This window comes from Mycobacterium sp. (assembly GCF_035633495.1).
In the GTDB taxonomy this organism is placed as follows: domain Bacteria; phylum Actinomycetota; class Actinomycetes; order Mycobacteriales; family Mycobacteriaceae; genus Mycobacterium.
The window spans coordinates 1-25,148 of the sequence record NZ_DASQEU010000057.1 but is presented as its reverse complement, the minus strand read 5'-3'; the positions used below and the strand labels follow the sequence as shown (position 1 = coordinate 25,148).

Here is a 25,148-nt window from a genome sequence, read left to right as displayed (position 1 = left end):
CAGAACGGCGACCGAACGCCCTGACAGCCCCTCGGGCTGGCCCCTTATCCCGCTTGGGTGGCGGGTCATCGACGGCAGTACACGCCACGACGCGCACGCGGAGTTGAACCACGACCGTGCCGATGCTGTGTCGTGGTGTACAGCGCCCAGTAATTGTCCGGCTTGTCTAGGACGTTACTGATCCCGCTGGAATGTGTCCGCGATGGGTGGGTGGAGTTCCAGGCTGCGGGCGTCGTCGGGAATCCGTGGTGGTTCCAGCGGCAACGTCGCGGCGTTGGAAGCTGCGCCCGCGTCAGTACCGGTGGCCTCGTCCCGGCGCTCCGATGCTTGCGGTGTGGCGCGTTCCAGAAATCGGAGCAGTTCGACAGGGAAGGGAAGTACCAGGGTGGAATTCTTCTCTGCGGCGACCTCGACGACGGTCTGCAAGAGGCGCAGTTGCAGCGCGGCTGGGTGCTCGGCCATCACCTCGGCTGCTTGGGCCAGCTTTTCGGACGCCTGAAGTTCGCCCTCGGCGGTGATGACCCGAGCCCGTCGCTCACGTTCGGCCTCGGCTTGGCGGGCAATCGACCGCTTCATCGAATCGGGCAGTGCTACATCCTTGATTTCGACGCGGTCGATCTGAACACCCCAGCCCAGCGCGGGACTGTCGATCAGCAACTCCAGCCCCTGATTGAGATGCTCGCGGTTGGACAGCAGGTCGTCCAGATTGCTTTTGCCGATGATGGAACGCAGTGATGTCTGTGCGACCTGGCCAATAGCCGACACGTAGTCCTGCACGTCGACGGCCGCACGCACCGGATCCGAGACCTGGAAATAGATGACAGCATCCACACGGACGGTCACATTGTCGCGGGTGATGCCATCTTGGGCGGGCACGGGCATCGTGATGATCTGCATGTTCACTTTTTGGAGGCGATCGGCGACCGGAATTAACATCGTGAGTCCCGGTCCGCGCAGGCCGGGTTGCACACGGCCGAACCGGAAGACGACGCCGCGTTCGAACTGTTTGACGACCTTAATATTCGTTCCGAGCCAGATCACACCGATACCGAACGCTGCGGCCAGTGCGTAGAGGGTGATCATCTTCTATCTCCAATCTGCCCGGGGCTTCGGCTGTCAGTACTCGTTAGCGAGCTCGGGCTGCTATTACCGATGAAACGCCACTCCTTCCGATAAAGCGAGTGAACGCCCTCTCTGTCAACCTGGGTTGAGGCACCCACTCCCTGATAATTAGTGACACCGGGGGCGGGGATGGAGAGATTCCCCGAAATGACGAGCGCAGTGTCGAGGTTGGCCCGTGTGGCCGGGATGGAAGATCCTGGTCGGGTGGCTGAGGATGTAACGCAACGGCCCGATCCCGAGGTGCCCGAACGCGCCCGGCGGCGGACGTTCACCGCGAAGTACAAGCTGGAGGTCCTGGTCGCCTACGACGCAGCACCCGAGGGTGAGAAGGGTGCGGTGCTGCGCCGTGAGGGGCTGTATTCCAGCCATATCGTGCAGTGGCGCAAAGCCCGCGACGACGGCGCGTTGGCGGGGCTGGCCGCCCCACGCGGGCGCAAGCGGCGCGACGTGCAGGCCGAGCAGATCGCCCGGCTGCAAGGCGAAAAGCGGCGACTGGAGCAGGAGCTGGCCAAGACCCGCGCCGTGGTGGATGTCCAGGCAAAACTTCACGCGCTCTTGGAGATTCTCTCCGGGAGCGCGGATACCGAGCCGAGGTCGAGGCGATGACCGACCGGGCCGTCATCGAGCTGACACCGCAGCTGGGCGTGCGAGGCGCCTGTGAAGCTGTTGGTGCCACCCAGGCCGGCTACTACCGGCGTCACCGGAAAAGCCCGGTACCGCCACGGCCAGAGCCCATCCCGCATCGGCGGCGTCATCAGCCGCGGGCGCTGAGCGCTGCCGAGCAGCAGGGGATCCTGGAGGTGCTGCACAGCGACCGGTTCGCCGACCTCGCGCCAGCCGAGGTGTGGGCCACGCTGCTCGATGAAGGTGTCTACCTGGGCTCGGAATCGACGTTCTACCGGTTGCTGCGCCGCGCCGGCGAGGTGCGTGAGCGCCGCCGCCAAGCCACCCATCCAGCGAAGGTGAAACCCGAACTCGTCGCCAGCAGCCCGAATTCGGTCTGGTCGTGGGATATCACGAAATTGCGGGGCCCGGCGAAGTGGAGTTACTACTACTTGTACGTGATCGTGGACATCTTCTCGCGCTACGTCGTTGGCTGGATGGTCGCTAGCCGCGAGACCGGACCCCTGGCCGAGGTACTGATTCGCCAGACCTGCACCAAGCAGGGGATCGGGCGTGCCCAGTTGACCATTCACGCCGATCGCGGTAGTTCGATGACTTCTAAGCCGGTGGCGTTTCTGCTCGCCGATCTTGGTGTCATCCAGTCGCATTCGCGCCCGCACGTCTCCAACGACAACCCGTTCAGCGATTATGCCGAGGCCGTGATTATGCCGAGCATGAACCCGCGTGAGCGGGTTCGTGCTGGTCGGAGGGCTGCCGCAGCCTGAACCGCTCGGCATAATCAGAGGGTGTCGAGGTAGGCAAGCAGCGTGTCCGGAGGGCGATAGCGGTTCGGGGTAACTTCTGGAGGCGTGGTCCGGTCCAGTGCGCGTTGTTTGAGTGCGAGATCGGCATGCATGTAGATCTGCGTTGAGGCGATGCTTTCGTGGCCGAGCCAGAGCGCAATCACCGAGATGTCTACGCCCGCTTCGCGTAGGAACATAGCGGCGCTGTGGCGAAGGACGTGGGGGGTGACTCGTCTGGTCGCCAGCGATGGGCATTGATGTGCTGCGGTTGTGGCGTATTTGCTGACGAGCCACTCGACGGCATCGGTGCTCATCGGTGTGCCGTGCCGGCTCGGAAACAGCGGCGAGTCAGGTTGGGCGTCATGCGTTTTCAGCCACTCCTGCAGAGTGGCGACGGTGCCCGCGGTCAGGGGCGTGGATCGTTGTTTTCGTCCCTTGCCGCGACAACGAACGTGTGGCCCGGTCGCCAGTGTCGCGTCTTCGCAGCGCAACCCGGTGAGTTCGGCGACACGCAAACCGGTTTGGACCGCAACGGTGAGTAGCGCGTGGTCGCGGCGACCGATCCAGGTGTCTCGGTCGGGAACGCGGAGGATCGCCTCGATCTCCTCTTTGGTAAGGAACGCGACGATCGCCCGATCGAACCGTTTCTGTGGGATCGCTAGGACCCGCGAGATCAGATCGGCGTGTTCGGGATGCTCCAACGCGGCGAACCGGAACAGTGAGTGGATCGCGGCCAGGCGGGCGTTGCGGGTCCGTGTGCTGTTGCGCCGCTCGGTTTCGAGGTGGGTGAGGAACGCTCCGATCGTCGGGGCGTCGAGATCGGTGAAGTCGAGGGTCGCTGGAGCGAGTTTCTTTCTGTCGGCGATGAATCCGAAGAGCAGGCGGAAGGTGTCGCGATAGGCGGTGATGGTGGCTGGGCTGGCCTGCCGTTGGGTGAGGAGGCGGTCGGTGAAGAACTTTTGCATGGTGGGAGCCAGGAGACTCATGGCAGTTCTCCGAGGAATTCTTCGAGGCGCCGGCCGATGATGGCGAAGAGTTCGGGTGCGGCTTGGAGGTACCAGTAGGTGGATGCGGGATCGCTGTGCCCGAGAACCGCTGACAGCAGCGGTATTCGAGCATCGACATCGGCGTGCTGTTGGTGCCAGTCGATCAATTGGCGGACCGCAAAAGCATGGCGGAGGTCGTGAATTCGGGGGCGGGGTCGTTGTCCCTGCCCTGTCAGCCCTGCTCGGTCGATCAGGACGGGAAACGTTGCGTGCATCGAGTCTTTGTTCATCCGAGTGCCCCGGATCGACACGAACACCGACGGTGACACCGGTTCCGGGAAGAGACGGTCGACGCAGTCGAAATAGCCCTCGAGTGCCCGGACCGTCGACTCGTGCAGGGGCACCTTTCGGCCACCTCGCTTGGCGTGCCGCACAATCAGCAGTGATCCATCCCTGTCGAGATCGTCGCGATCGAGGGCGAGAGCTTCCCCGAGTCGTAGGCCGGTGACCGACAGCAACCCGATGAACGTCACGTAGGTGGCGGCGCGCAGTGGCGGGTTCAGGGAGCGGGCGGCCGCCATCAGCGCGGCGATGTCGGCAACGGAATACAAGTACGGCGCCACCCGCTGCTGGCGTGCGGGGAGCAAGTCGCGCGGCGGTACCTCGGTTTCCGGATCGATGGTGCGTAGATACTCGGCGAAGCCGCGCACCATGCCCAGCCGTTGACGCCACCAGATCGGCCCGGCATTCACCGGCAGGGTTGCCCATCGCAGAGCCAGTTCGGTGCTGACGTGCTCGGCGCCATTGCCGTGCAGGTAGCCGACGAAATTGGGGAGCAGCGACCCGGCGTCGACGAGTGTGAAGCCCAAGCCGCGACGCAGGGCGAGGTAGGAGTCGACGGCGGCGCTCAGATCGGTCATCGGGCACCCGGCCAGGGCCGCGCCAATTCCCTCGTGAGGGCAGGGTCCACGGTGGTATACGACACGGTGACCGCAGCGGTGCGGTGCCGCATGACCTGCGCGATCTCCGGCCACGACGCGCCGCTGCGCACCAGTTGGGTCGCTGCGGCATGTCGGAGTCGATGTGCACCCATCACGGGTAGTCCGACGCGGCGTGACACCCGTGCCACCACGTCGCCGACACCGGTAGGGCTCATTGCGCCTTCGGGTGCTCTCACCTCGACGAACAACGCACGGCATCCCGGTGGCACCCGCCGATGACCGTCCTGCAGGTAGGACACGATCGTTTCACCGACGTCGATGGGGACCGGGAGAAGCTCGTGGCGGTTGCCTTTTCCGCGGGTCGTGATTTCACCGCGCCGCCAGTCGATGTCATCGACGGTCAACCCGGCCACTTCACTGCGCCGCAGTCCCAGCCGCCACAGGATCGTCAAGATCGCATAGTCGCGCAACCCAACGTCGCGGCTGCGGTCGCAGCCCCCGAGTAGACGTTCGAAATCGCGTTCGTCGAGTTCGCAGGTCACATTGTGACGTTGCCCGGCGACTTTGGGCAGTGCTGCGGCGAGCGACTGTGCGGTGACGCCCGTGACGTGCAGGAACCGCAGAAATGATGCCAATGCGCTCACCGTCTTCTTCGACCATCCGACGCTTGAGCGTGAGGCGACCGCCGCGACATATGCGGTGATCTCGGCCGTCGATAGCTCAGCCAACTCCTCATGTTGGCGAAGAGCATCGCTGCAGAAGTGTTTGGCCACAGACAGATTGGCTGCGATCGAACTCTCGACCAGGCCGCGCTCGGTGGTCAGATAGCTGCGATAGTTCTCCAGAACCTCTGCGGCCGGACCGGACTCCACCGCGGCCTCGGGCGGCGTCACGCCGATCGCGCGTAGATAGGCCAGCGGAACCGACAGGTTCGCTGCGGCAACCAATGTCGTTCGCCCCGCGGCCCTTCGGGTCGCGACAAGACGATCCACGCAGGCGGCGTCAAGATCGTCGGCTGTCAGATGATGGTCGCGTAACCAACGATTCAGCGCCGTGAGCTGCCGGAGCCTCCAGCGCACCGAGTCCGGTGCGTAGCCCATCTCTTCGAGATGCCCCCGAAATCCCTGTGCGTACAACACAAGTGGACCAGCAGCACCTATCGACTGTCGCTTCTTCATCCCGGCCTCCTCTGAACGGCAAATCCATACAGAGCAAGCATCGTCCCAGGCGATTATGCCGAGCGGTTCAGGCTGCGGCAGCCCTCCGACCAGCACGAACCCGCTCACGCGGGTTCATGCTCGGCATAATCACGGCCTCGGCATAATCCGAGTTATCCCGAATTCGGGATAACTCGGAGGCCCAGTTCAAGACGCTGAAGTACCGGCCCGACTTCCCCGGCCGGTTCGGCTCGATCGAAGACGCCCGACGGTACTGCCACGTCTTCTTCGGTTGGTATAACGACGAACATCGCCACACCGGGCTGGGATTGCATACTCCCGCCGACGTCCACTACGGCCTGGCCGAGGCAATCCGCGACAAGCGTGCCGGCGTACTCGACGCCGCCTACCGCGCCCCCCGAACGATTTGTACGCAAACGGCCCGAACCACCGCAGATCCCCGAAACCTCGTGGATCAACCACCCCGACCAACCAGAGGAGAATGCTCAGTAAATACCGCGCAACGGTGCCTCATTCAGGTTGACGGGTTCCGACGTGCTCGACGCCCCAACCGAGCAAACGCCTGTGTTCGCCGGCAGTAGAAACCTCTTCCGGTCTCCGAACTCGGCATCGTTAAGCATTCGTGGTCCGAGCAGCGCTGCCCCGCAACTGCCGCCGCGACCACGAGCGTCCTCGTTCTCGCGCACAGCCGGTTCGGGTAGCCGCCGGCCGCCGGCCGCCGGCAGGCGTCCTTGACAACAACCGAAGTGATTCGGGTTCAACAAACTTTCACGAATTGAATCGCATTGCGACGCAACCGATTTCATGGCTTACGGTCGTAAATGATGCGCTCGCGGCCCCCATGTCGGCCCGTCTCCCCGGGCCGCGGTGTTGGCATACTGACAAGGTGGTGGAGGACCCATGGACCCATCATCACGGTGTGTCGGTGGGGATCGCGGAACGCAACGCGTGCAGCTCGGTGGCGCGCGGCGCGATGATGCGGGCGTCGTCTGCGCGACGTAGAGGGCGGTGGGGACGGTGGACCGCTTGCGCATGTCGAGGGCGAAGCGGTCGACCTCGCTGAGGTAGCTGTCCGGGGATGTGTGCAAGGAGGCTCTTGGATGGTGGCGCGCCGCGCGGAGCGTGGCGCTTCCGTTTGCGGTCGACCGTGCGTAGGGGGACAGTACACAGATTGCGAAGTCGCCAACCCGCGTGATCCGATCTGCTGTTGCTGCGACGGGTTTACAACCAGGGAGGCATGAACATGTGCCGTTTGATCGGCTTCGCATCACCGGTGCCCACCACCCTAACCGAGCAGATCGGCAAAGACGAAGTCGCCCGGTTCGCCGACATGTCAGTCCTGCACGCCGATGGCTGGGGGACTGCCTGGCTCCGGCCGGAGACGGCGCATCCGCAACGACTGCAGCTGGAGGGATACCGCAGCATCGAACGTGCCCCCCGCGATCCGTGCTTCGCCGAACTGGCCGAACGCACATCTACGGTGGCGCGGCTGGTGCATCTTCGCTGGGCGACCGAGGGGCTCGCGGTGTCGTTCGCGAACACCCATCCGTTCTCGCAGGATGGAATCACCCTGGCGCACAACGGGTCCATTTCGCCACGACCGGTGCTGGACTCGCTGCTTTGCCCGGCTGCGAGAGCGTCGCTGCACGGGACCACGGACAGTGAGCGCTACCTCGCGCTCATCAGACAGGAACTGCACACCGGTCTCGACCTGCCCACCGCGGTGGCGCGGGCGGTGTCCACACTGCGCGGAAGCTTCCCGCACGCGAGCCTCAATGCCCTGATTTTGACCGAGAACACCTTCATCGCGGTGCATGCAAGCGCGACCAGCGCGGCGCCGGTCGAGGACATGTTGGTCAGCGGAATCGGGCACGATGATCTCCCGCTGGATCACATCGACCGCTACTTCCTGATGCGGTGGCGGCGCGGGGTCGGCGGCGCGGTCGTGTTTTCATCGTCCGGACTGCTCGAGGACGGCTGGGAGGAGTTGCCCGACGAGTCGATCACGGTCGTCGACTTGGCCGACATGGAGGTGTCCATCCGGGAACTGGTGCCAGGACCGAGGCCGTGAAATCGGGTCGTCGAGCGTCGAGGAAGACTCCGCCGAGGAAGACTCCGCCGGCTGCAGACCGAACGGTTGCCGAGACAGTCGACCGGCGACTGAACGAATTGCGACCGGCAGAGCGGCGAGCCGCGGGCACGTTGCTCGCCGATTACCCGAGCGCCGGTCTCGGAACGGTGGCCGGTCTTGCCGAGCGAGCCGGGGTTGGCCCGCCATCGGGTGATGCGGTTCGCCGAGGGTCTCGGATACGACGGATTCACCGCCGTCCCAAGTGCGCTGCGGGGGGAGCTAACGCAGCGTGTAGCGGCCGTTGCGGGCGCCGGGCGTGTTACTCGCATCGCCGTACAACGCTTTCAACGATGCGGACGGGACCCCACCGCCTGCCACCGCCACACAAGGGACTCCTCGGCAGCCGGAACAGCTGCACCGTCCTGCCCGGCGGCCGCCACATGCACGCGGATTGCGCATTGCGGAGACATGGGCAGGAGTGAGCGTCGGAGCCGCGGGGTTTTACTCGTCCTGCTGATCGTTGTCCTCGTCAACGAAAGACGCCACCCAGATCTCGTTGCTCGGCCTCGACTTCACGATGCCGATCGGGGTGCGAGGCTGTTCTCGGCGGCGGCGGCGGCGGCGGCGGCAGGCGTGCTTGTCATGGCACTGATCGGCGGCGTGCGAATCCATCGTATCGGGCCGACATTCGACAAACGCCGACGCTAGGACGTCGGGTCCAGCGCCTCACCGGGCAGAGGTGCGACGGCCAGGCTCGGTCGGCCTCAGGGTTCATTCTTCACCGCAACTCTCGGGCTGTCCCGCGGTATCGGCGGAGAGAAGACGTCGGCACCGCTCCACAGGGCTGCCCCGCCGACCAGGAGGGTTCTCTGCGCGGCCATCGCGGTCACATCGCTCCCGTGGTTGCGTTTACGCAAGGCGCGGCGTTGCCGGCTCGCTCCGTTACCACAGCGGACGACCTCGGTCAGCATCGCCACAGCCGCGCGGTATTCGCCCAGTTCCTCCAGGGCGGATCGGACATGGCAGACCAACAGTCCCAGCAGGTCGGGCGCCGGAACCACGAGGTCCGAGGTCAAATCGATCCCGTGCCCTGTCAACCCCTCGAGAGCGGCCATTGAGTACCCCGCCTGCAGCGCCTCCGCGGTGATTTTCGGGGCGCATCCGCCCAAGCTGATGGACCGCAACGCCGTCATCACCAGCGCACGTACCACCGTGGCGAGCAGAACTGTCTCGTCGACGGTCGCGGGGACGTCACTGACTCTCACCTCGACGGTCGGCAGATGAGCCGACGGCCGAACATCCCAATTGATCATCCCCTCGTCGAGGATGACACCGCGTTCGACCATCTCTTCCACGACCGCGTCGTAGTGCTCGACCGAGGCGAACCACGGCGGCGGCCCCGAACAGGGCCACCGCGAGAGCATTATCGACCGCCAGCTCGCAAACCCGGTATCGACGCCGCGGTGGATGGGGGAATTGGCGGTCAGGGCCAGCAGGGCCGGTAGCCACGGACGCAAGTAGTTGCCGACCTGCACCGCGGTTTCCCGGTCGGGTACGCCCACGTGGACATGGCCGGCGCAGACTCCCCGCGTCCATGCCAGATAGCCGAACCTGCTCGCTATCGTGCGGAACCGGGAAATGTCTGTGATCGGCAACACCGCCGAACCGAGCACCGGCACGCCCACCGCCAGCAACCGAGCGCCGCACTGCCCGGCAGCATCGGCGGCCGCCGACCGCATCTTGGCCAGCTGCGTACGTAGTTCGTGACTGTGCCAGCACACCGGCGATGTGGTCTCGACCTGGCACTGGGTGAACTCCAATTGAAGCCGGACACCAAGCTTTTCAGCCGCCTCGACAACCGCGAGGCTGCGCATGAGGGGGTGTCCAGTCGACGGATCGACGAGCAGAAACTCCTCCTCGACCCCCATCGACGGGTGGACCCACCCGTCGGGCTCGACGGTGCCGGCCTCGTCGGCTCGGTCGGACCCTGACATCTTGGATCTTCTCCCACCTGTCGCGACAGCGAGCCGGTCAGGCATGGCGCCTGCTCAGTGATCGCACTGATCGCGTGAAACCGATTCCGCATCCCGCAACACCGGAACCTTTCGAGAATACTCCCGGCCTCCGTAATCTGCTCCCACAGAAACCACGGTGAGCACCGATCCCAGGGGCAATCACCCGAGGTTCATCCCCGTTGGAGACAGCATCGTTGCGGCACTCGAACACCCCCTCTGATCAGAGGTGTTGCGATCGCCGCGAAAACCCAAGGATTGTCAAACAGGACACATCGAGGCAGGAGTTGCGGACAGATCGACGGCCACGGCGCGCTCTTCGGGGTGGCCGCGCTCCGCCTGGGGACAGCACACTGGTCATTGACCGAGCGAGCGGTACTGACCTGAACCGTCCAGCTCGATGTAGGCACAACGTGTGGGCGGCGTTGCCGCCACCGTTATGCACCGTTCCCTCGTTTGTGTGTCGACCCGGTGAATCAGGCCGCGGGTCGGCGGCGCATCGTCAACGTCCCCGCCCGCCTCACCCGCCCCCAACGCCGACCGGTCCTGCACCTGCCCTCACACTGGCCTTGGGCCCGCGCTTGGAAAGCCCTGTGGCACAACATCATCAGCTATAACCAACTCCGACACCCACCGCCAGCAGCCACCCACGCCTGACCACCGCCGCAAGGCCCGACCGAAGCGCAACAGGAAATGCTGGGCAGACCAGCAGCTATCTACTGCCCGCAGCAAGAAGATCCCGATCAGAAGAACCACACATACACAATCAGTCAGTCCATGGATCGAGGCTAAAACGTGCGCCGTGGCGGCTCCCGTCCGCCACCACGGACGGAAGCAGCCCGGCCGCCACGAGCCCCACCGAGCAAGGCGCGGAACGAACGCTCAACACAGGTGGATTCCGCTCGTGTCACCAGGCTGAACTGTTCGGGCGGATCGTGCGTGTACATCGCAGAGGGTCTCGGCTTGCACCGAGCCACACGTTAAAGGCAGGTCAGGATATGTCATCGCATACTCGGGAAACGGGTTCACTTCGATGGGTCGGTGTCAGCCACCGCACACTGATGGCCTGGCGACTCCTTAGTGCGATCATGCTGCTGGTGATGGGCGGGATCCATCTGTACCTCGTGTTCGACGGCGTAGGCGGCCCGCTTGGCGTGCTGTTCGTGCTCAACGCGGTTGGCGCGCTCGTGCTGGCAATCGCAATCATTGTGCTGCGTGGGCGGCTCCTGTCGCTGGCAACGGGGCTGAGCCTGCTGTTCATGGTGGGCACGCTGCTTGCGCTGGTGCTCGCGCTGACCGCGGGGCTGTTTGGCATTCACGAGGTATTAAGCTTCAATCTGGTGCGCATCACGCTTGTGGTGGAGTCCATCGGCACGATCATCCTGGCAGTAACCGTCGCGCTGGTGTTGCGGTCGCGACGAGCACCCTGACGGCGCAATGACCGGCAACTTCACACGTTGCCTATGGCTCTGATCATCGTGGTAAACCCTTACCGCGTCCGCCGTCCAGCCAAGCCACGCTCTAACGCGTCAGATTAGAGTCTCAACGTCGGGTTGAGGTGGAGAAACCTCCCGCCTGGCCGTGGGGCCCCCCAGACAATCGAGAACCTTAGATGCTTCAAACCTGAAGATGCTTCAGACGAAGGGGTAGGGGCCAGACAATCTTGGTCCGCTCGCAACGCTCAACACAGGTGTGCACCGGATTTCTCGGCGCGGGTGTAGATGTCGAGCGCGAGCAGTTCGGCGGCTTCCTGCACACGCACGGGTGCCAGTGTGCGCCGAACCGAGCGCCGCAGTACGCGGTTTGGCACGTATTTGGCACGGCCCTCAAAAACCCTCCCCAAAAATAGCGTTTGAACTGCGGAAACGGAGCCTTGACCCGGTTCGGCGGAAAGATTACCGACAGCGCCAAGATTGGTCTGGCGAACGAGCTTCGGTATCGCGAAAAGGTAATGGCCACAACGTGGTCGAGCAGGCAGGACGCGCGGATCCGCTACACCGCGCCCGCCGTTGCGGATGGCCGGTCAGCGTCTGTGACAGAGATCGACCTTTACCGCAACCTGGAGGAGGCCCTGGGGCCGGTCTGACCCTGGTCACCTGCTAAAGTCGAAGCCCAGGCCAGCGGTGACCACGCCCGCTGCGATCCTCGAAATTCCGATCACCAAGCAGGGCAGGCCATGCCGCTTGCTCGTCGAGAGGAGTCCAATGACCACCTACTAGTGGTCGCGGTCGTAAGTTCGTCGGGGGTTTAGGTCCAAGCGGTGGGGTCTGCGAGGTAGAGGCCGCAGGCGGTGTCGAGTGCGTCTTCGGCGGGGCCGCCCATGAATCCGGTGGGGAGGAAGGAGTCTTCGTAGTCGTCGTGGCTCGCTCGGTACATCGCAAAGCCCCAGTCTCGTGCCGAACCGGCGTAGCGCAGCCGGCACAACCGCAGCACCTCCCCGTCGGTCAGGACGCCGTCGACATAGGCGAACCCGGCGCGGTAACGCAGGCGGATCTCACTGAGTTGTGGCCACCGTTGACGGGAACGTTCGGTCAGCCGTTGATGCAACGAGGCCTTGGTCGAGTCCGGGATCTTCGCCATCTCCCTATCGTGACCCCAACCCCTCGGGTGCGATGTTGGGTGGCCACGGCGTGTTGCCTGGGCGATCAGACCTCATGCGGGGACAACGGATGCATGACCATGAGCAGTCCCTTCACTATCACCCTGACCATCCTGGACGAGTCGATTCTGCGCGCCCGTGCCCGGTCATCGACCGCGCCGCATCGCGACGTGATTCGCGCGCGGATCGTGCTCGCCGCAGCCGACGGCGCCGCCAACACCGAGATCGCCACCGAGGTGGGAGTGCACATCGACACCGCCCGCAAGTGGCGCCGACGATTCGTCGCCGCGGGTCTGGCTGGTCTGGAGGACTTGGCGCGCAGCGGGCGGCGACGCAGGTTCACACCAGTGCAGGTCGCCGAAGTCAAGGCACTGGCCTGCACGCTGCCCGCCGAAACCGGTGCGCCGTTGTCGCGGTGGTCAAGCGCTGAGCTGGCCACCGAGGCGATCAGCCGCAAGATAGCCGATACGATCTCGGCGGCCACCGTACGCCGATGGCTGGCCACCGATGCGATCAAGCCCTGGCAGCACCGGTCCTGGATCTTCCCCCGCGACCCCGACTTCGGCGCCAAGGCCGCCCGCGTGCTCGACCTGTATGCCCGCCGATGGGAAGGCCAACCACTGGGCCCGGACGACTACGTGATCAGCGCCGACGAGAAATCCCAGCTCCAAGCCCTGCAACGCCGTCACCGGGGACAACCGCCCGGACCCGGGCGAACCCGCCGGGTCGAGTTCGAGTACCGGCGCGGCGGCACCCTGGCCTACTTCGCCGCCTACGACGTCCACCAGGCCCGGGTGCTCGGCCAGATCGCCCCCAAGACCGGTATCGAACCCTTCGAGAACCTCGCCGCCCACGTCATGACTACCGAACCCTATGCCTCGGCCCGGCGAGTGTTCTGGGTCGTCGACAACGGCTCGTCGCACAACGGGGCACGCTCCATCGACCGCATGCACAGGGCCTGGCCGACCGCGACCTTGGTGCACCTACCGATACACGCATCCTGGCTCAACCAGGTCGAGATCTACTTCTCGATCCTGCAGCGAAAAGCCATCAACCCCAACGACTTCGCCGACCTCGACCAACTCTCTCAACGCATCCTCAGCTTCCAGGACCGCTACAACGCCACCGCGACACCGTTCGACTGGACCTACACGCGCGACGACCTCAACGCCTTCCTGCGCCGCCTCGACCTCCACGACATCCCGCACGCCGCATGACCCCCGACGAACTTACGACCGCGACCACTAGTCGGAAGGTGTCTTCGGGGTCGTCTCGTTTGAGACCGACCCGCACCACGACATCAACGCCGACGCGAAATTCTGGAGCCCCGACACCGAGAGGTGGGTCGACTGCCCAGGCTCGACCGGCATCGGGACCGACGTGCTTTACAGCGTCGATTTCTACCCCATCCCCACCGACGCAGTCGAAGAGATGCAGACGCATTGTCGCGACCTCATGGCACGAAGGGCCGCGCCCGGATCGACAAGCGGCTAAACGCCGAGGCCGAGACCGTCGCGCTGAGGTGACTGGCACGCTGCCCATTCGAGCGTCTGAGCCGCTCGCCCGAGAGCGACCGTTCCCATGACCACGTCCTACAAGGAAGCGTTCGGGATCGTTTCATTCGAGGACCGACCCGCAGACAGACATCAACGCCGACGCCAACTGCTGGCATCCGGCCAGCGACGAGTGGGTGGATTGTCCGGGCTCGACCGGCATCGGGGTCGACGTGCTGTGGAGCGGCGACTACACCCAGATCCTGGCGGCCTCGGTCGCCGAGATGCAGCAGCGTTGCCGCGACCTTTTTCCAACGTGCGCAGGCGCGGCGATACTGAAAACTGGCCGTGAGAAGGCCGTAGCGGCACGAACGGAGTTGGGCCAGATCCCCGACCGACAGGTCCTAGGTTGGCAGGGGCACCGATGGTCGGTCAGCCAATCCTCCCAGTCTACGACTGCTTGACCGGCCAATTTGAATGCGTCCCATCGTCTGCCGCCGACATGGATGACCCAATGGTTTGCCAAGTACACGGGCACCTTGGCTGGAATGGTGAAGACCGCCGTCCGCCTATGACACCGGTGGGAATTGCATAGTTACGGGCTGCCGGGTATGAGGCCGGGGGTGTGTGAGGAAGCGGGAGTGCCGCTGCTTCGCACGTGAGTTGACGACAATTCTGACGACAACGATGACGACAGTCGGGCTACCCGACATCTCCACCTACACCACAATAGAACCCGTATCGTGCCTGGTCACACTATCCGCCCGTGCCTACGGATCAGAAGGTTGGGGGTTCGAATCCCTTCGGGCGCACCCAGCTCAAACCCCTTCTCGCCGCCCTCGACGGGGCATTCTCCTTACTGTTGACGACAGCACTCCGTATCGGGGAACTGTTCGTTGTCGACGACGCTGATCACCTGACTCCCGAGCAGCTGCACGATTTGTCGCACTCCTTTCTTTATGGCGCTGCGTCGCCGAGTAGAACGCGGGCATCCTTGATCAGTAGCAGTAGGTGCAGCGGATCGGTCGGTGAGGGCTCAAAGTCGAAGTGGGCGTAGAACGCGCGCGCCTGATCATGCATCGCATGCACCAGCATCGCCCGCACACCGACTATCTCGGCAGCGGCCACGCTACGGGTGATCGCATCCCGCAGCAGTTGCGCCCCTAGGCCCTTGCCCTGATCCTTACGGTCGATCGCCAACCGCGAGAGCAAGATCACCGGCACCGGATCGGGCATATTGCGGCGAACCCGTCCCGGTGCGGCGGCGCGCTGTAGCGACGCCGAGGCCAGCGCATAGAAACCCACGACCCGGCCCTCTCGACAGGTCACGAAGCATCGTGAGGCGCCCTCGATGTGATTGGCCAGCGCCCGAGTGCGCAGGTAGCTGTCGAGGTCGGGCTCGCCACTGTCGAAGGCGGCGACTTCATCGCCCTCGCTGATCGGGCGGGGCGCGCGGTAACCGCTCACTCGTCGAAGATCGACGGCTCCGCGAACAGCTGCTTCAGCCGGGGCTTGTGCGACACTGGCTGGTCCAGCATCGCCAGAAACTCCGACCAGGCCGGGGTATCGAGCACGAACAGCCGGCGATCGGCGAGCACGTCGCGCGCGTGGGCCAGCGTCGCGGTGACCGTAAAGTTGGTCAGGTCGGTGCCCTCCACCTCGGCGGCACGACGAATCAGTGCGTCCTGCTCGGAAGTAAGGCGCACCGCGAAACGCTCCGTCTTAGCCATGCTCCCTATTGTGTGCCTGATAGGCCCACAAATCAACCCTGGATCGATCTTCATATCCCCTGAGCTACGGCGACGCGGTTGAACCCCGTGAAACGGTCCCTGCCGAATGGATGATTGCTGCCGGGGCCAGTCGAGTCACGGTGCAGGCGGCTGGCGACGACACTTCTGACGACAACGACGACGACAGTCAGGCATCCCTGCACCCTGGGCTACATGTCAGTGGGACGTGCATCCTGGCTGTTCGCGCTGTACGCCCCTGCCTACGGATCAGAAGGTTGGGGGTTCGAATCCCTTCGGGCGCACCACAGGTCAAACCTTCTTTGCTGTCCTCGACATAGCATTTTTCAACGGGTGACGACACATTGACGAACTTCGCCTCATTAGCCTGTCTGATCTTCGCCGCGTCGGCTGAGCCGGAACAGGCGTCCATGCCCGCCAGTGCATCGCGCTGAACCTCTTCAGTCACTTCGCGGGGATGTAGGGTGACTCGTGTAACGCTACGCGGTACACTCGGTTTGTGATTCAGGCGTTCGCCGACAAGGACACAGAGAAACTGTTCAACGGACGTCGGGTCAAGAAGTACAGCCCGGAACTCAGCGGCCGAGCGCTCCAAAAGCTGCTGATGCTCAACGCGGCTAACCAGATCAGTGACCTCAGAATGCCGCCCGGAAACCATCTGGAGGCCTTGGCTGGTGACCGCAAAGGCCAGCACAGCATCCGCATCAACGACCAGTACCGCATCTGCTTCATCTGGACCGCCGCGGGCCCGCGAGACGTTCAAATCGTCGACTACCACTAGGAAAGGAGATGACCATGAGGGATATTGCCCCGGTTCACCCCGGCCGGATTCTCGCCGATCATTACCTCGCCGACCTTGGTCTTTCACAGCGCAAGCTCGCTGATCTGATTGATGTGCCGCCTCGGCGCATCAATCAGATCGTTCACGGTGAGCGCGCTGTCACACCGGACACGTCGTTGCGGCTCGGGAAGCTGTTCGGCCAGTCGGACACTTACTGGCTGAACCTACAGAAGCACTACGACATCGAGGTCGCACGTGAAACGGCCGACTTGAGCCGCGTTCAGGTTCTGGCGTCGTAGCCACCCACCTGTTCGGGGGAATCCGGCTTCGACACCGATGCGGCTCGGCGCGATCTGCCTGCCAGAGCCAATCGTCATGATGGATGATCGCCCGATCCATGAGTCCTCAACGCGCTATCAAGTTGTACTGTGGCCGCCAGAACTGGGTGATTAGCCTGGTAGATAGATCACCCTGGCTAGCGCGACGGTCGCCAGCATGGTCGGTAACAGCATCGGTAAACCGACTTTCACGTAGAGCCCGAACTGGGGTAGCGAACTTGCAGTGGGCGTCCACGGATAAGCATCGCAGATCGAATGGTGTTACGGCGGCTGAAGTTTCGATTGTAGCGGCATCACGGATAGCTAATCGATTGATGCTGGCCTCCTAAAGTCGGCAGGCGACCTGAGGATGACGGGCCGCGCCGCCGGGCTACCGAACACGGATAGCGAAAACCAGCGGAGATGGGCTCGTGCCGATAACACCGGGTTTCAATCTTCGCGATAGCGCCGCCCGCTCAATCACGCGGGCCAACAGCGGCCCGTCTGCGGCTGACCTCGCGGCTTGCCGCGAATAATCCCAATCCCGTACAGACGCGAGGTGCGTGCCGATCAGCAGCACCAATGGATTATGGAAGGCGACGAGCGCGGCCTCTACGAGCAGTACCCGCCACCTCCCAACACCTAGAGACTCCTGTAGCTGCTACTTCCTGCCGTAGACCCGTTCCGTCATGGCAGTGTCCCCGAAGCTCTCGGCTTTGACGATTTTGCCGTTGCTGAAGGTGTACACATCGACTTGGTGCCCAGATTCGCCGCCGGCGGTGCTTTGGGTGAGGACGACCACATCATCGCCGTCGGCGAGGAAACGGCGGGGCGCTGTCGTGAAGGACTTCTCCGCCAGCTTCGCTAACATTTCCAAGACCTCGGCTTTGCCGCGATACGTTCCGCTCACCTTGCTATTGCCGGCCACGAACCACTCGATGTCGTCGTCGAAGTTGCTTAGGGCCGTTGCGACATCACCTGTCGAGTACGCGTCATACCCCTCCTTGGTTGTGTCGATATTCTTTTTTGTAAACATGATCACCCCTATTGCCTCGGTTTTCCATCGGTCCCGGTTCCCCCGAGGGGATTGATCTTCCACTCTTGGCGGGACTCGCGGGGCATATTGGTCTAAGGTTGCGAGGCCTGGCGATGAAGCAAAAGGTTAGGACACAAAGATGCTCGACCAGCGGGGTGAGTGACGGGGCTCGAACCGCGACATCCAGGATCACAAGCTGTAGCTCGGCCCGGGACGGGTGTCACGACGATGTCACAACCGAACCCAAAGTCTGCCCGGCAGCCCTCAACTCGTCGTCCTGCGAGTGGGTGTATATCCGCGCCGTCCCCGACGCGTCGCCATGGCCCAGCCACTTGGCGATGACGGCCAGCGGCACACCCCGAAGGTGCAGCGCCGTACCGCACGAATGCCGCGCGTCGTGCAGCCGGATCGGACGCACACCCGCGGCCTCCGTCAGCCGGTGCCACATATTCGTCAACGCACCCGGCGTGTACGGTCGGCCGGCCTCGGCCACCGCGACGTAGCCGCTGTCGGCGTAGTCGGCACCCAGCGCGAGCCGCTCCTGCGCCTGCCGCGCCGAGGCCCGCTTCAGCACACGGATCAGAAGGTTGGGGGTCCGAATCCCTTCGGGCGCACCCTCTACCAGCAACAACGACTCCCTCGGCACTAGCGACACGCCCGGGCACGGTCCGCCCATCACCGCGGTGGCCGCGGTCGAGCAGTTGCCGAGAATGGGTTATGTCGTGCAGGCACCGCCGTCCGGTGTCGAGTTGCGTACGAGGCTCGGGCGACAAGCGACATGGCCTTTCCGCCACGGCGGATGACGAATGAGCGTACCGTCCTCATCGCTGAGCCATCAGCCCGTTCGGAATGAGTTTGGCCGTCCGCCGCCCTACTCGATGAGTGTCAGCTCACGCCGCATATGTCTTCGCACCGCATTTCCGCAGTATCACATTCAGCTCCTTCGCTTGATCCTCATCCGAAATCGCTCCGGAAGCGCGAGGTAGGGCGAACGAAAAGCCCTGTCGTTCAAGCTAATCGCTTCCGGCAAGACCGCGGTCTTCTTCAATCCCCGTCCCTCTTCATCGAAACCAGGCGCACATCATGATCATTCTCGGAATCGTCCTCATCGTCCTTGGACTCATCCTCCCCTCCCTCCTCCCCACCTTCGCGTTCGCTCATATCCTCCTGGTCGTCGGCGTCATCCTCCTGGTCGTCGGCCTGATCTTGATGGTCGTGGGACGGGCCGGACACGCGGTCGGTGGTCGCCGCCACTACTACTAGTCACCTGGCGTAGTCACCCCCCACACCGCCCCGATGCCCACCCGCCCGCTGTGAACCCTGACGGGCGTATCCGGTTGAGCTGCAACATGGTAACGAACGAGGGTAGACCTATCGGGGCCAGCGAACATGTCAGAAGACTAGGATTTTGAATACCTTCGGGCGTGCTCGTCGTCTCGAAGCGTCTTCGCGCTGAGGGAGGCGGACAATGTGGTTGGTCGACGCGGCGTGCGGTGTGTTGCTTGCCGTGACTGCCCTAGGGGTGCTGGTGCCGTCCGACCCACTTGGTCCGCAGATCAGCCTCGTCGACCACACCGTCGCGATGGATCCCCCCGCAGACCCGCCGACCCCGTTCGACGTCGAGGACCCGACGATCGGGCGTCTCGACCCGGGGCTGTTGAGCGCCATCGAGAATGCCGCCACTGCGGCCGCCGCCGACGGCATCACCATGACCATCACCTCGGGCTGGCGGTCCCCGGAGTTTCAGCAGCGGCTTCTCGACGACGCGGTACGGACGTACGGCAGCTTCGCCGCGGCGCGTCGGTACGTGCAGACGCCGGAGATGTCCAAGCACGTCATCGGGGAGGCGGTCGACGTCGGCGGCGCGGGCGCCGATCAATGGCTCATCGCGAACGGGGCCCGCTTCGGGCTCTGTCGGATGTACGCCAACGAGCTGTGGCACTTCGAACTGGCCACGGACGAGACCGGTAACTGCCCGCCGCTCCTGCCCGACGCGGCGGCATGAGCGCCCTCGGGTGCGAGGATGTCGAGATGACACCACCTGTGATCCAACGTTGGATCGACATCATCGACGGTGACCGTGCCGACGAGTTGCCCGACATCCTCGCCGACGACTGCGTCTTCTACTCGCCCGCGGTCTTCACGCCGCAGGAGGGCCGCGAAAAGGCGACCATGTACCTGCGGGCCGCCTCGAAGCTGTTCAGCGACACCGACTTCCACTACGTCGAGCACTGGTATGGCGAGTGTTCCGCGGTTCTCGAGTTCGCCGCGACGATCGACGGAATCTACGTCAACGGAGTCGACATGATCGCGTGGAATGACGACGAGCGGATTGTCTCGTTCAAGGTGATGATGCGCCCCTTGAAGGGCCTGCAGGTGATCATGCCCAAGATGGCCGAGTTGCTGCAGACCGCGTGACGGGCGCGTCGGCAGGCTTCGAGATCCCGATGCCGAGGCGAATCGCCTGAGCAGGAACTGGCGGGCTGAAGTAGTGCCCTTCGGCGAAACCGCAACCGAAGGACTTGAGCAAGTCGGCGGCGGCCTTGTTCTCCACACCCTCCGCGACGCTGGTCAGCCCGAACTCGTGCGCCAGTTCGAGTACGGAACGGACGATGGCGGCAGCGCTTTCGTCGTGCAGGATCGGCGCGATGAACTGCCGGTCGAGCTTGAGCTCGTCGACGGGCAGCTCATGGAGGTAGGTCATGGCGGCGTAGCCGCTGCCGAAGTCGTCGATAGCCACGCGGACGCCGGACTCCCGTAGCTGGTCCAGCACGGTTCGGGCCCGAACGACGCTGGCCAACAACAGGTCCTCGGTGATCTCGACGGTCGGGGACGGCGGCGACATGCCGCGGCTGGCGAGTATGGCCAGCAGCCTACGTGGCGCGGCGAGTGCAAGTGCCAGCAGCAACGTGCTTTCGGCGCAATGTACAGAACGGCTAGCGTGACGCGGGTGGAGTTGTTGTTGATCGCGGACACCCACCTGCCGAAGCGCGCCCATGACCTTCCCGCGTCGGTGTGGGACCAGGTGGCGCGGGTTGACGTGGTGTTCCATGCCGGCGATTGGGTGCAACCGGCCCTTCTCGACGAACTCGAGGCCAGGGCCGAGCGGCTCGTGGGCTGCTGGGGCAACAACGACGGCGAGGAACTGCGGCGACGGCTACCCGAACGGGCCGACGTGGAGCTCGAGGGCGTGCGCTTCACCGTCGTGCACGAAACGGGCGCATCCGCAGGCCGGGACCAGCGGATGGCGAAGCTGTACCCCGACGTCGACGTCCTGGTGTTCGGACACAGCCACATCCCCTGGGACACCACTGCGGAGACGGGCCTGCGGCTGCTGAACCCCGGTTCGCCCACCGACCGGCGCAGGCAGCCCTTCTGCACCTACATGACGGCGACCGTCGTCGGCTCCGTTCTGTCGGACGTCGAGCTACATCGTGTCTGAGGACCGTTCTCAGGCGTTCTGAACGGACTCCAGCGTCAGCGACCGACCGGTCCGCTTGCGGTAGACGACCTCGAACACGAAGCTCATCGCCAGCACTGCCAGCAGGGTGATCCACGTGATCGCCGGGCCGGTGTGGATGGTGTACCCCAACAGCAGGACGAACAGAGCGGCGTTCAGCACGACGGCGAGCACCAGCAGCCACCGCTTGGCACCGGTGTCGCGATACACCCGCAGATGTCCGGCACTGACCGTGCCCGTAGACGATCAGGAAGGCGAGGCCGGCCATCGAGCCGACCGCGGCCAGCGGGAAGAACACCACGAACAGCGCCGTCAACACCGCTGCGACGAGCAGGCCGACGTTGCCCCCGCGCCACACCCCACGCGTGAAATCCATTGGTAGCTCGCCGGATTTCGCGACCATGAAGGCCAGATTGGCGTCGCCGAACATCGTCGCGTTGACCCCGGACGCGGTGGCCAGCAGGGCGGCGACACCGATCACGACGAACCCGACGTGTCCCAGCGCGGCGCCGCCGGCCTCCGAGAGCGCGTGGTCCTGATTGGCGTCCATCGTGGGCAGGCTCAGCGTCATCACCACGATGGTGCTGATCAGCACGTAGACCACCACGACGATGCCGAGGGCCGCGAACATGGCGCGCGGTAGCTCCTTGGCGGGATTCTTCATGTCGCCCGCCGAATTGGTGACCACGCCGAAGCCCTCATACGTCACGTACAGCAGACCTGCCGCGAAGAGGATGCCCAGCCAGTGATGATCACCGTTCTCCGACAGACGGGCGGGGTCTGCCTTCATCGATCCGAACACGGCGAACACGGCGAGGATCGCCAATTCGAGGGTGACGACGAACAATTCGGATCGACCCACCAGTTTGGAACCCACCATGTTGATCAGCACGATCGAGACGATCAGCACGATGCCGATGACCTTGCCCGACCAGGCCGGTGTTTCCCATGGCAGCAACGCCCGGACGTAGCCCGCGAATCCCGCGCAGTACAGAGCCATCGCGATGATCCAGCCGAGAAACTGAAACACGTTGAGCCCGCAAGCAATCACGCCGTCCCCGAAGCACCTGATCAGGAACTGAGCGGCGCCGCCACGGCTCGGATACTTGGCGCCGAGCTTCGCGTAGGAGTACACGCTGAACATCGAGACGGCACCGCCGACCAGGAACGCGGCGGGTAGCCACACCCCCGCCGTCGTCGAGGCCAGCCCCAGGAGTGTGTACAGCCCGGCGCCCATCATCCCGCCGACACCGATCGCGGTCGCGCTCGACACCGTGATCGCGCCGGACGGCGTCCGCGCAGTAGTCACCCGGCGGGCCGTATGCCTGAATGTTTGGCGCCGCAATTGAACAAGGCCATCCGCGCCACCTCGGTACCAGGGTTCTTCCAACGATGCCGGGTACCGTTTTGCACCACGGTGTCGCCGGGATACAACGTGACCTCGGCCCCGTCGTCGAGTTCCAACACCAGGCTGCCCTCGAGCACCACCTCGAAGTCGATGGTGTCGGTGGCATGCATGCCCGGGTCGGAGGGGTCCATGTAGGCCAGCAATCCTGGGAGCTTGGCCTCCGCGTCTGCCAGCGCCGTCTCGAGGTCGACGTCGGCCGCCGGCGCGGCAGCCCCGGGTGGCACCGAGATGAAACCGAACCTGAAGCCGCCCACTGGCGCGAAGTACGTGGTGAACGCCGGCCTCGCGCCGTCGTTTGGGAACTGCGGTGTCTCGTCACCGCCCCACAACTGGTGTAACTCCGAACCCGGCAGCAGCAGCGGCTCGTCGGGCGTCACGACGTCGTCGCTGACGAAGACGGACTTGCCGGACGCGTCGTGTCCGGTGACGACTCTCCGTACATTCATCGCGTCAGTTTGGCATCGGCGGACCTTGTTGGGTGGCACTCTCCACGACATGGATCAGAAGCCGCCCACCGCCGTCATCGAGTCAGCCCACGCCGAGCACCTCGGCGGCCTTCCGTTCGCCGACACCCGCGACTTCGCCGACGCCGACCGCGGATTCATCGCGGCGCTGAAGCCGTGCGTGGTGAAGGCCGCCGACGGACGTGTGGTGTGGGACAACGACGTCTACGGATTCCTGACGGGTGACGCACCCTCCTCGGTGCACCCCAGCTTGTGGCGGCAGTCGACGCTGGCGGCCAAGCAGGGGCTCTACGAAGTGGCCGAAGGCGTCTATCAGGTCCGCGGCCTCGACCTTTCCAACGTCAGCTTCATCGAGGGCGACACCGGCGTCATCGTCATCGACCCGCTGGTCTCGACCGAGACCGCTGCCGCGGCGCTGGGCCTGTACCGCGCGCACCGCGGGGACCGTCCCGTCGTCGCGGTGATCTACACCCACAGCCACGTCGACCACTTCGGTGGCGTGCTCGGGGTCACGACGCAGGCCGACGTCGACGCGGGCAAGGTGGCGGTCATCGCCCCCGAGGGCTTCATCGAACATGCGGTGCAGGAGAACGTCTACGCGGGCACGGCGATGACGAGGCGTGCCGCCTACATGTACGGCACCGTGCTGGCCCGCGGGCCGCAAGGGCAGGTCGGCTGCGGCCTCGGGCAGACGCCGTCCACGGGTGAAGTGGCGATCATCGTGCCGACGGTCGACATCGCCGCGACCGGCGAGACGCACACCATCGACGGCGTGGAGATCGAGTTCCAGATGGCGCCGGGTACCGAGGCGCCCGCCGAGATGCACTTCTACTTCCCGCGGTACCGCGCGCTCTGCATGGCTGAGAATGCGACCCACAACCTGCACAACCTGTTGACGCTGCGCGGCGCCCTGGTGCGCGATCCCCACGCGTGGTCGGGCTACCTCACCGAGGCGATCGACACGTTCGCCGACCGGACCGACGTCGTTTTCGCGTCGCACCACTGGCCGACCTGGGGTGAGGACCGAATCGTCGAATTCCTTTCCCTGCAACGTGATCTGTACGCCTACCTGCACGACCAGACCCTGCGGTTGATCAACCAGGGCCACACCGGCATCGAGATCGCCGAGACATTCCAGATGCCGCCTGCCCTCCACGACGCATGGCATACGCACGGTTACTACGGGTCGGTCAGCCACAACGTCAAGGCGGTCTACCAGCGCTACATGGGATGGTTCGACGGTAACCCGGCGCGGCTGTGGCAGCACCCGCCGGAGGCGATCGGTCCGCGCTACGTCGAGGCGATGGGTGGAGTCGACCGCGTCGTCCAACTGGCCCAGGCCGCTTTCGACGACGGCGACTTCCGCTGGGCGGCAACACTACTCGACCATGCGATCTTCGCCGGCGAGAATCACGCCGGCGCCAGGACGCTGTATGCCGACACGTTGGAGCAGTTGGCGTACGGCGCGGAGAACGCTACGTGGCGCAACTTCTTCCTCGCCGGTGCCACCGAGCTGCGTGAGGGAAACTTCGGCACGCCGGTGCAGACGACGTCGTTGTCGCTGGTGTCGCAGCTGACGCCGGAGCAGATGTTCGACAGCTTCGCGATCAGCATCAACGGACCGAAGGCCTGGGATCTCGACCTCGCCATCGACGTGACGTTCGCCGACGTCGCCACCAACTACCGGCTCACCTTGCGCAACGGGGTGCTGGTGTACCGCAAGGTCCCCGCCGGTCCGGCGACCGCGACGGCGACGGTCACGGTGGTGAACAAGCTGCGCCTGTTGACGTTCGCCACGGGGGACACCACGTCGCCGGGAGTGGAAGTGGCGGGTGACGCCACCGCGATGTCGTCGCTCCTTGGCGTGCTGGACCGACCGGACCCCGCCTTCAACATCGTCACGCCGTAGTTCCCCTCCCCCTTTTGCGATTTCGGCGCGCAAACGTTCGCTCAGCGACAGTTAGCGCGCCGAAATCGCTCGGAGTTCTAGGGGAGGCCGCCGTCGGCCCGCAGGATCGAACCCGTCGTGAAGCTCGACGCGTCGGAGGCCAGAAACAGTGCGGCGCCGACGATCTCGGCGGGCTGCCCGGCGCGACCCAGCGCCAGGTGCCGGAACGGACTCTCGG

26 protein-coding genes and 4 pseudogenes are annotated in these 25,148 nt (G+C 64.5%); 14 read left to right on the top strand and 16 right to left on the bottom strand.

Annotation, left to right across the window (positions count from 1 at the left end; translation table 11 throughout):
* Window positions 1-174: 174 nt before the first annotated feature.
* Window positions 175-1,083 carry an SPFH domain-containing protein gene (locus tag VET27_RS09610; protein ID WP_526517422.1) on the bottom strand — a complete coding sequence of 303 codons (909 nt, stop codon included), beginning with the start codon at window positions 1,081-1,083 and terminating at the stop codon, window positions 175-177.
* Between the two features lie 243 nt (window positions 1,084-1,326).
* On the opposite strand from VET27_RS09610, the gene VET27_RS09605 reads away from it, so the two are divergent.
* Window positions 1,327-1,728, top strand: coding sequence for a transposase (locus VET27_RS09605; protein ID WP_526517420.1), 402 nt, complete (start codon window positions 1,327-1,329; stop codon window positions 1,726-1,728).
* Window positions 1,725-2,432, top strand: a pseudogene (locus VET27_RS09600) (DDE-type integrase/transposase/recombinase); the annotation flags it as partial. The gene VET27_RS09605 and the pseudogene VET27_RS09600, both read left to right, overlap by 4 nt.
* Window positions 2,433-2,524: 92 nt before the next feature.
* Here the strand turns inward: VET27_RS09600 and VET27_RS09595 are convergent.
* Genes VET27_RS09595 through VET27_RS09585 form a run of 3 tightly spaced genes read right to left on the bottom strand, consistent with a single transcriptional unit; the run spans window position 2,525 to window position 5,402 of the window.
* Complete coding sequence (locus VET27_RS09595; protein ID WP_526517418.1) at window positions 2,525-3,514, bottom strand: tyrosine-type recombinase/integrase; 990 nt, start codon at window positions 3,512-3,514, stop codon at window positions 2,525-2,527.
* Complete coding sequence (locus VET27_RS09590; RefSeq protein WP_526517416.1) at window positions 3,511-4,434, bottom strand: tyrosine-type recombinase/integrase; 924 nt, start codon at window positions 4,432-4,434, stop codon at window positions 3,511-3,513. Before VET27_RS09590 ends, VET27_RS09595 begins: the two co-directional genes overlap by 4 nt.
* On the bottom strand, window positions 4,431-5,402 hold the full coding sequence (locus tag VET27_RS09585; protein ID WP_526517414.1) for a tyrosine-type recombinase/integrase: 972 nt from the start codon (window positions 5,400-5,402) through the stop codon (window positions 4,431-4,433). The genes VET27_RS09590 and VET27_RS09585 overlap by 4 nt, the downstream gene beginning before the upstream one ends.
* A gap of 404 nt (window positions 5,403-5,806) precedes the next feature.
* On the opposite strand from VET27_RS09585, the pseudogene VET27_RS09580 reads away from it, so the two are divergent.
* Both VET27_RS09580 and VET27_RS09575 read left to right on the top strand, forming a co-directional pair.
* Window positions 5,807-6,125: pseudogene (locus tag VET27_RS09580) on the top strand (integrase core domain-containing protein); the annotation flags it as partial.
* A gap of 745 nt (window positions 6,126-6,870) precedes the next feature.
* Window positions 6,871-7,704: a class II glutamine amidotransferase gene (locus VET27_RS09575; RefSeq protein ID WP_526517412.1), complete on the top strand. Its 834-nt coding sequence runs from the start codon at window positions 6,871-6,873 to the stop codon at window positions 7,702-7,704.
* Between the two features lie 764 nt (window positions 7,705-8,468).
* Here the strand turns inward: VET27_RS09575 and VET27_RS09570 are convergent.
* Window positions 8,469-9,698, bottom strand: a complete 1,230-nt coding sequence (locus tag VET27_RS09570; RefSeq protein ID WP_526517410.1) for a carboxylate-amine ligase — start codon at window positions 9,696-9,698, stop codon at window positions 8,469-8,471.
* A 507-nt stretch (window positions 9,699-10,205) separates the two neighbouring features.
* Here VET27_RS09570 and VET27_RS09565 point away from each other — a divergent pair.
* Both VET27_RS09565 and VET27_RS09560 read left to right on the top strand, forming a co-directional pair.
* Window positions 10,206-10,373, top strand: a pseudogene (locus tag VET27_RS09565) (IS1380 family transposase); the annotation flags it as partial.
* Between the two features lie 431 nt (window positions 10,374-10,804).
* A complete protein-coding gene (locus tag VET27_RS09560) occupies window positions 10,805-11,146 on the top strand; it encodes a hypothetical protein (RefSeq protein WP_526517408.1) in 342 nt (113 codons plus the stop codon).
* A 251-nt stretch (window positions 11,147-11,397) separates the two neighbouring features.
* Here the strand turns inward: VET27_RS09560 and VET27_RS09555 are convergent, their stop codons facing one another.
* Both VET27_RS09555 and VET27_RS09550 read right to left on the bottom strand, forming a co-directional pair.
* Entirely contained in the window at window positions 11,398-11,526 is a 129-nt protein-coding gene (locus tag VET27_RS09555; protein WP_526517406.1) for a hypothetical protein, read from the bottom strand.
* Window positions 11,527-11,963: 437 nt separating this feature from the next.
* On the bottom strand, window positions 11,964-12,296 hold the full coding sequence (locus VET27_RS09550; RefSeq protein WP_526517404.1) for a hypothetical protein: 333 nt from the start codon (window positions 12,294-12,296) through the stop codon (window positions 11,964-11,966).
* A 99-nt stretch (window positions 12,297-12,395) separates the two neighbouring features.
* Here VET27_RS09550 and VET27_RS09545 point away from each other — a divergent pair, with 99 nt between their 5' ends.
* A complete protein-coding gene (locus tag VET27_RS09545; RefSeq protein ID WP_526517402.1) occupies window positions 12,396-13,532 on the top strand; it encodes an IS630 family transposase in 1,137 nt (378 codons plus the stop codon).
* 1,233 nt (window positions 13,533-14,765) lie between these two features.
* On the opposite strand, the gene VET27_RS09540 is transcribed toward VET27_RS09545, so the two are convergent.
* Entirely contained in the window at window positions 14,766-15,275 is a 510-nt protein-coding gene (locus VET27_RS09540; RefSeq protein WP_526517400.1) for a GNAT family N-acetyltransferase, read from the bottom strand.
* Entirely contained in the window at window positions 15,272-15,538 is a 267-nt protein-coding gene (locus VET27_RS09535; protein ID WP_526517398.1) for a type II toxin-antitoxin system TacA family antitoxin, read from the bottom strand. The genes VET27_RS09540 and VET27_RS09535 overlap by 4 nt, the downstream gene beginning before the upstream one ends.
* A 517-nt stretch (window positions 15,539-16,055) precedes the next feature.
* On the opposite strand from VET27_RS09535, the gene VET27_RS09530 reads away from it, so the two are divergent.
* Both VET27_RS09530 and VET27_RS09525 read left to right on the top strand, forming a co-directional pair.
* Window positions 16,056-16,337, top strand: coding sequence for a type II toxin-antitoxin system RelE/ParE family toxin (locus tag VET27_RS09530; protein ID WP_526517396.1), 282 nt, complete (start codon window positions 16,056-16,058; stop codon window positions 16,335-16,337).
* An 8-nt stretch (window positions 16,338-16,345) separates the two neighbouring features.
* The gene (locus VET27_RS09525; RefSeq protein WP_526517394.1) at window positions 16,346-16,636 is read left to right on the top strand and encodes a HigA family addiction module antitoxin; all 291 of its coding nucleotides are present in this window, start codon (window positions 16,346-16,348) and stop codon (window positions 16,634-16,636) included.
* Window positions 16,637-17,315: 679 nt separating this feature from the next.
* Here the strand turns inward: VET27_RS09525 and VET27_RS09520 are convergent.
* Complete coding sequence (locus VET27_RS09520; RefSeq protein ID WP_526517428.1) at window positions 17,316-17,690, bottom strand: nuclear transport factor 2 family protein; 375 nt, start codon at window positions 17,688-17,690, stop codon at window positions 17,316-17,318.
* 220 nt (window positions 17,691-17,910) lie between these two features.
* Window positions 17,911-18,345 carry a tyrosine-type recombinase/integrase gene (locus tag VET27_RS09515; RefSeq protein WP_526517392.1) on the bottom strand — a complete coding sequence of 145 codons (435 nt, stop codon included), beginning with the start codon at window positions 18,343-18,345 and terminating at the stop codon, window positions 17,911-17,913.
* A 428-nt stretch (window positions 18,346-18,773) separates the two neighbouring features.
* On the opposite strand from VET27_RS09515, the gene VET27_RS09510 reads away from it, so the two are divergent.
* From VET27_RS09510 to VET27_RS09500, 3 genes are all read left to right on the top strand, one after another.
* Window positions 18,774-18,953 carry a DUF6131 family protein gene (locus tag VET27_RS09510; protein ID WP_526517390.1) on the top strand — a complete coding sequence of 60 codons (180 nt, stop codon included), beginning with the start codon at window positions 18,774-18,776 and terminating at the stop codon, window positions 18,951-18,953.
* A 205-nt stretch (window positions 18,954-19,158) separates the two neighbouring features.
* Window positions 19,159-19,695, top strand: coding sequence for a M15 family metallopeptidase (locus tag VET27_RS09505; protein WP_526517388.1), 537 nt, complete (start codon window positions 19,159-19,161; stop codon window positions 19,693-19,695).
* A gap of 26 nt (window positions 19,696-19,721) precedes the next feature.
* Window positions 19,722-20,108, top strand: coding sequence for a nuclear transport factor 2 family protein (locus VET27_RS09500; protein ID WP_526517386.1), 387 nt, complete (start codon window positions 19,722-19,724; stop codon window positions 20,106-20,108).
* Here the strand turns inward: VET27_RS09500 and VET27_RS09495 are convergent.
* A complete protein-coding gene (locus VET27_RS09495; protein WP_526517384.1) occupies window positions 20,071-20,598 on the bottom strand; it encodes an EAL domain-containing protein in 528 nt (175 codons plus the stop codon). The genes VET27_RS09500 and VET27_RS09495 overlap by 38 nt on opposite strands.
* A 42-nt stretch (window positions 20,599-20,640) precedes the next feature.
* Between VET27_RS09495 and VET27_RS09490 the strand changes: the two genes are divergently transcribed.
* Window positions 20,641-21,132, top strand: a complete 492-nt coding sequence (locus VET27_RS09490; protein ID WP_526517426.1) for a metallophosphoesterase family protein — start codon at window positions 20,641-20,643, stop codon at window positions 21,130-21,132.
* A 9-nt stretch (window positions 21,133-21,141) separates the two neighbouring features.
* On the opposite strand, the gene VET27_RS09485 is transcribed toward VET27_RS09490, so the two are convergent.
* The 3 genes and pseudogenes from VET27_RS09485 to VET27_RS09475 form a co-directional block, all read right to left on the bottom strand.
* Entirely contained in the window at window positions 21,142-21,360 is a 219-nt protein-coding gene (locus VET27_RS09485) for a hypothetical protein (protein ID WP_526517430.1), read from the bottom strand.
* 88 nt (window positions 21,361-21,448) lie between these two features.
* Window positions 21,449-22,387, bottom strand: a pseudogene (locus tag VET27_RS09480) (amino acid permease); the annotation flags it as partial.
* Between the two features lie 68 nt (window positions 22,388-22,455).
* The gene (locus VET27_RS09475; RefSeq protein WP_526517382.1) at window positions 22,456-23,004 is read right to left on the bottom strand and encodes a cupin domain-containing protein; all 549 of its coding nucleotides are present in this window, start codon (window positions 23,002-23,004) and stop codon (window positions 22,456-22,458) included.
* A 49-nt stretch (window positions 23,005-23,053) separates the two neighbouring features.
* Here VET27_RS09475 and VET27_RS09470 point away from each other — a divergent pair, with 49 nt between their 5' ends.
* Window positions 23,054-24,931, top strand: a complete 1,878-nt coding sequence (locus VET27_RS09470; protein WP_526517380.1) for an alkyl/aryl-sulfatase — start codon at window positions 23,054-23,056, stop codon at window positions 24,929-24,931.
* A 77-nt stretch (window positions 24,932-25,008) separates the two neighbouring features.
* On the opposite strand, the gene VET27_RS09465 is transcribed toward VET27_RS09470, so the two are convergent.
* Window positions 25,009-25,148, bottom strand: a 140-nt coding sequence (locus VET27_RS09465; RefSeq protein ID WP_526517424.1) for an SDR family oxidoreductase, incomplete at its 5' end; no start/stop codon positions are given.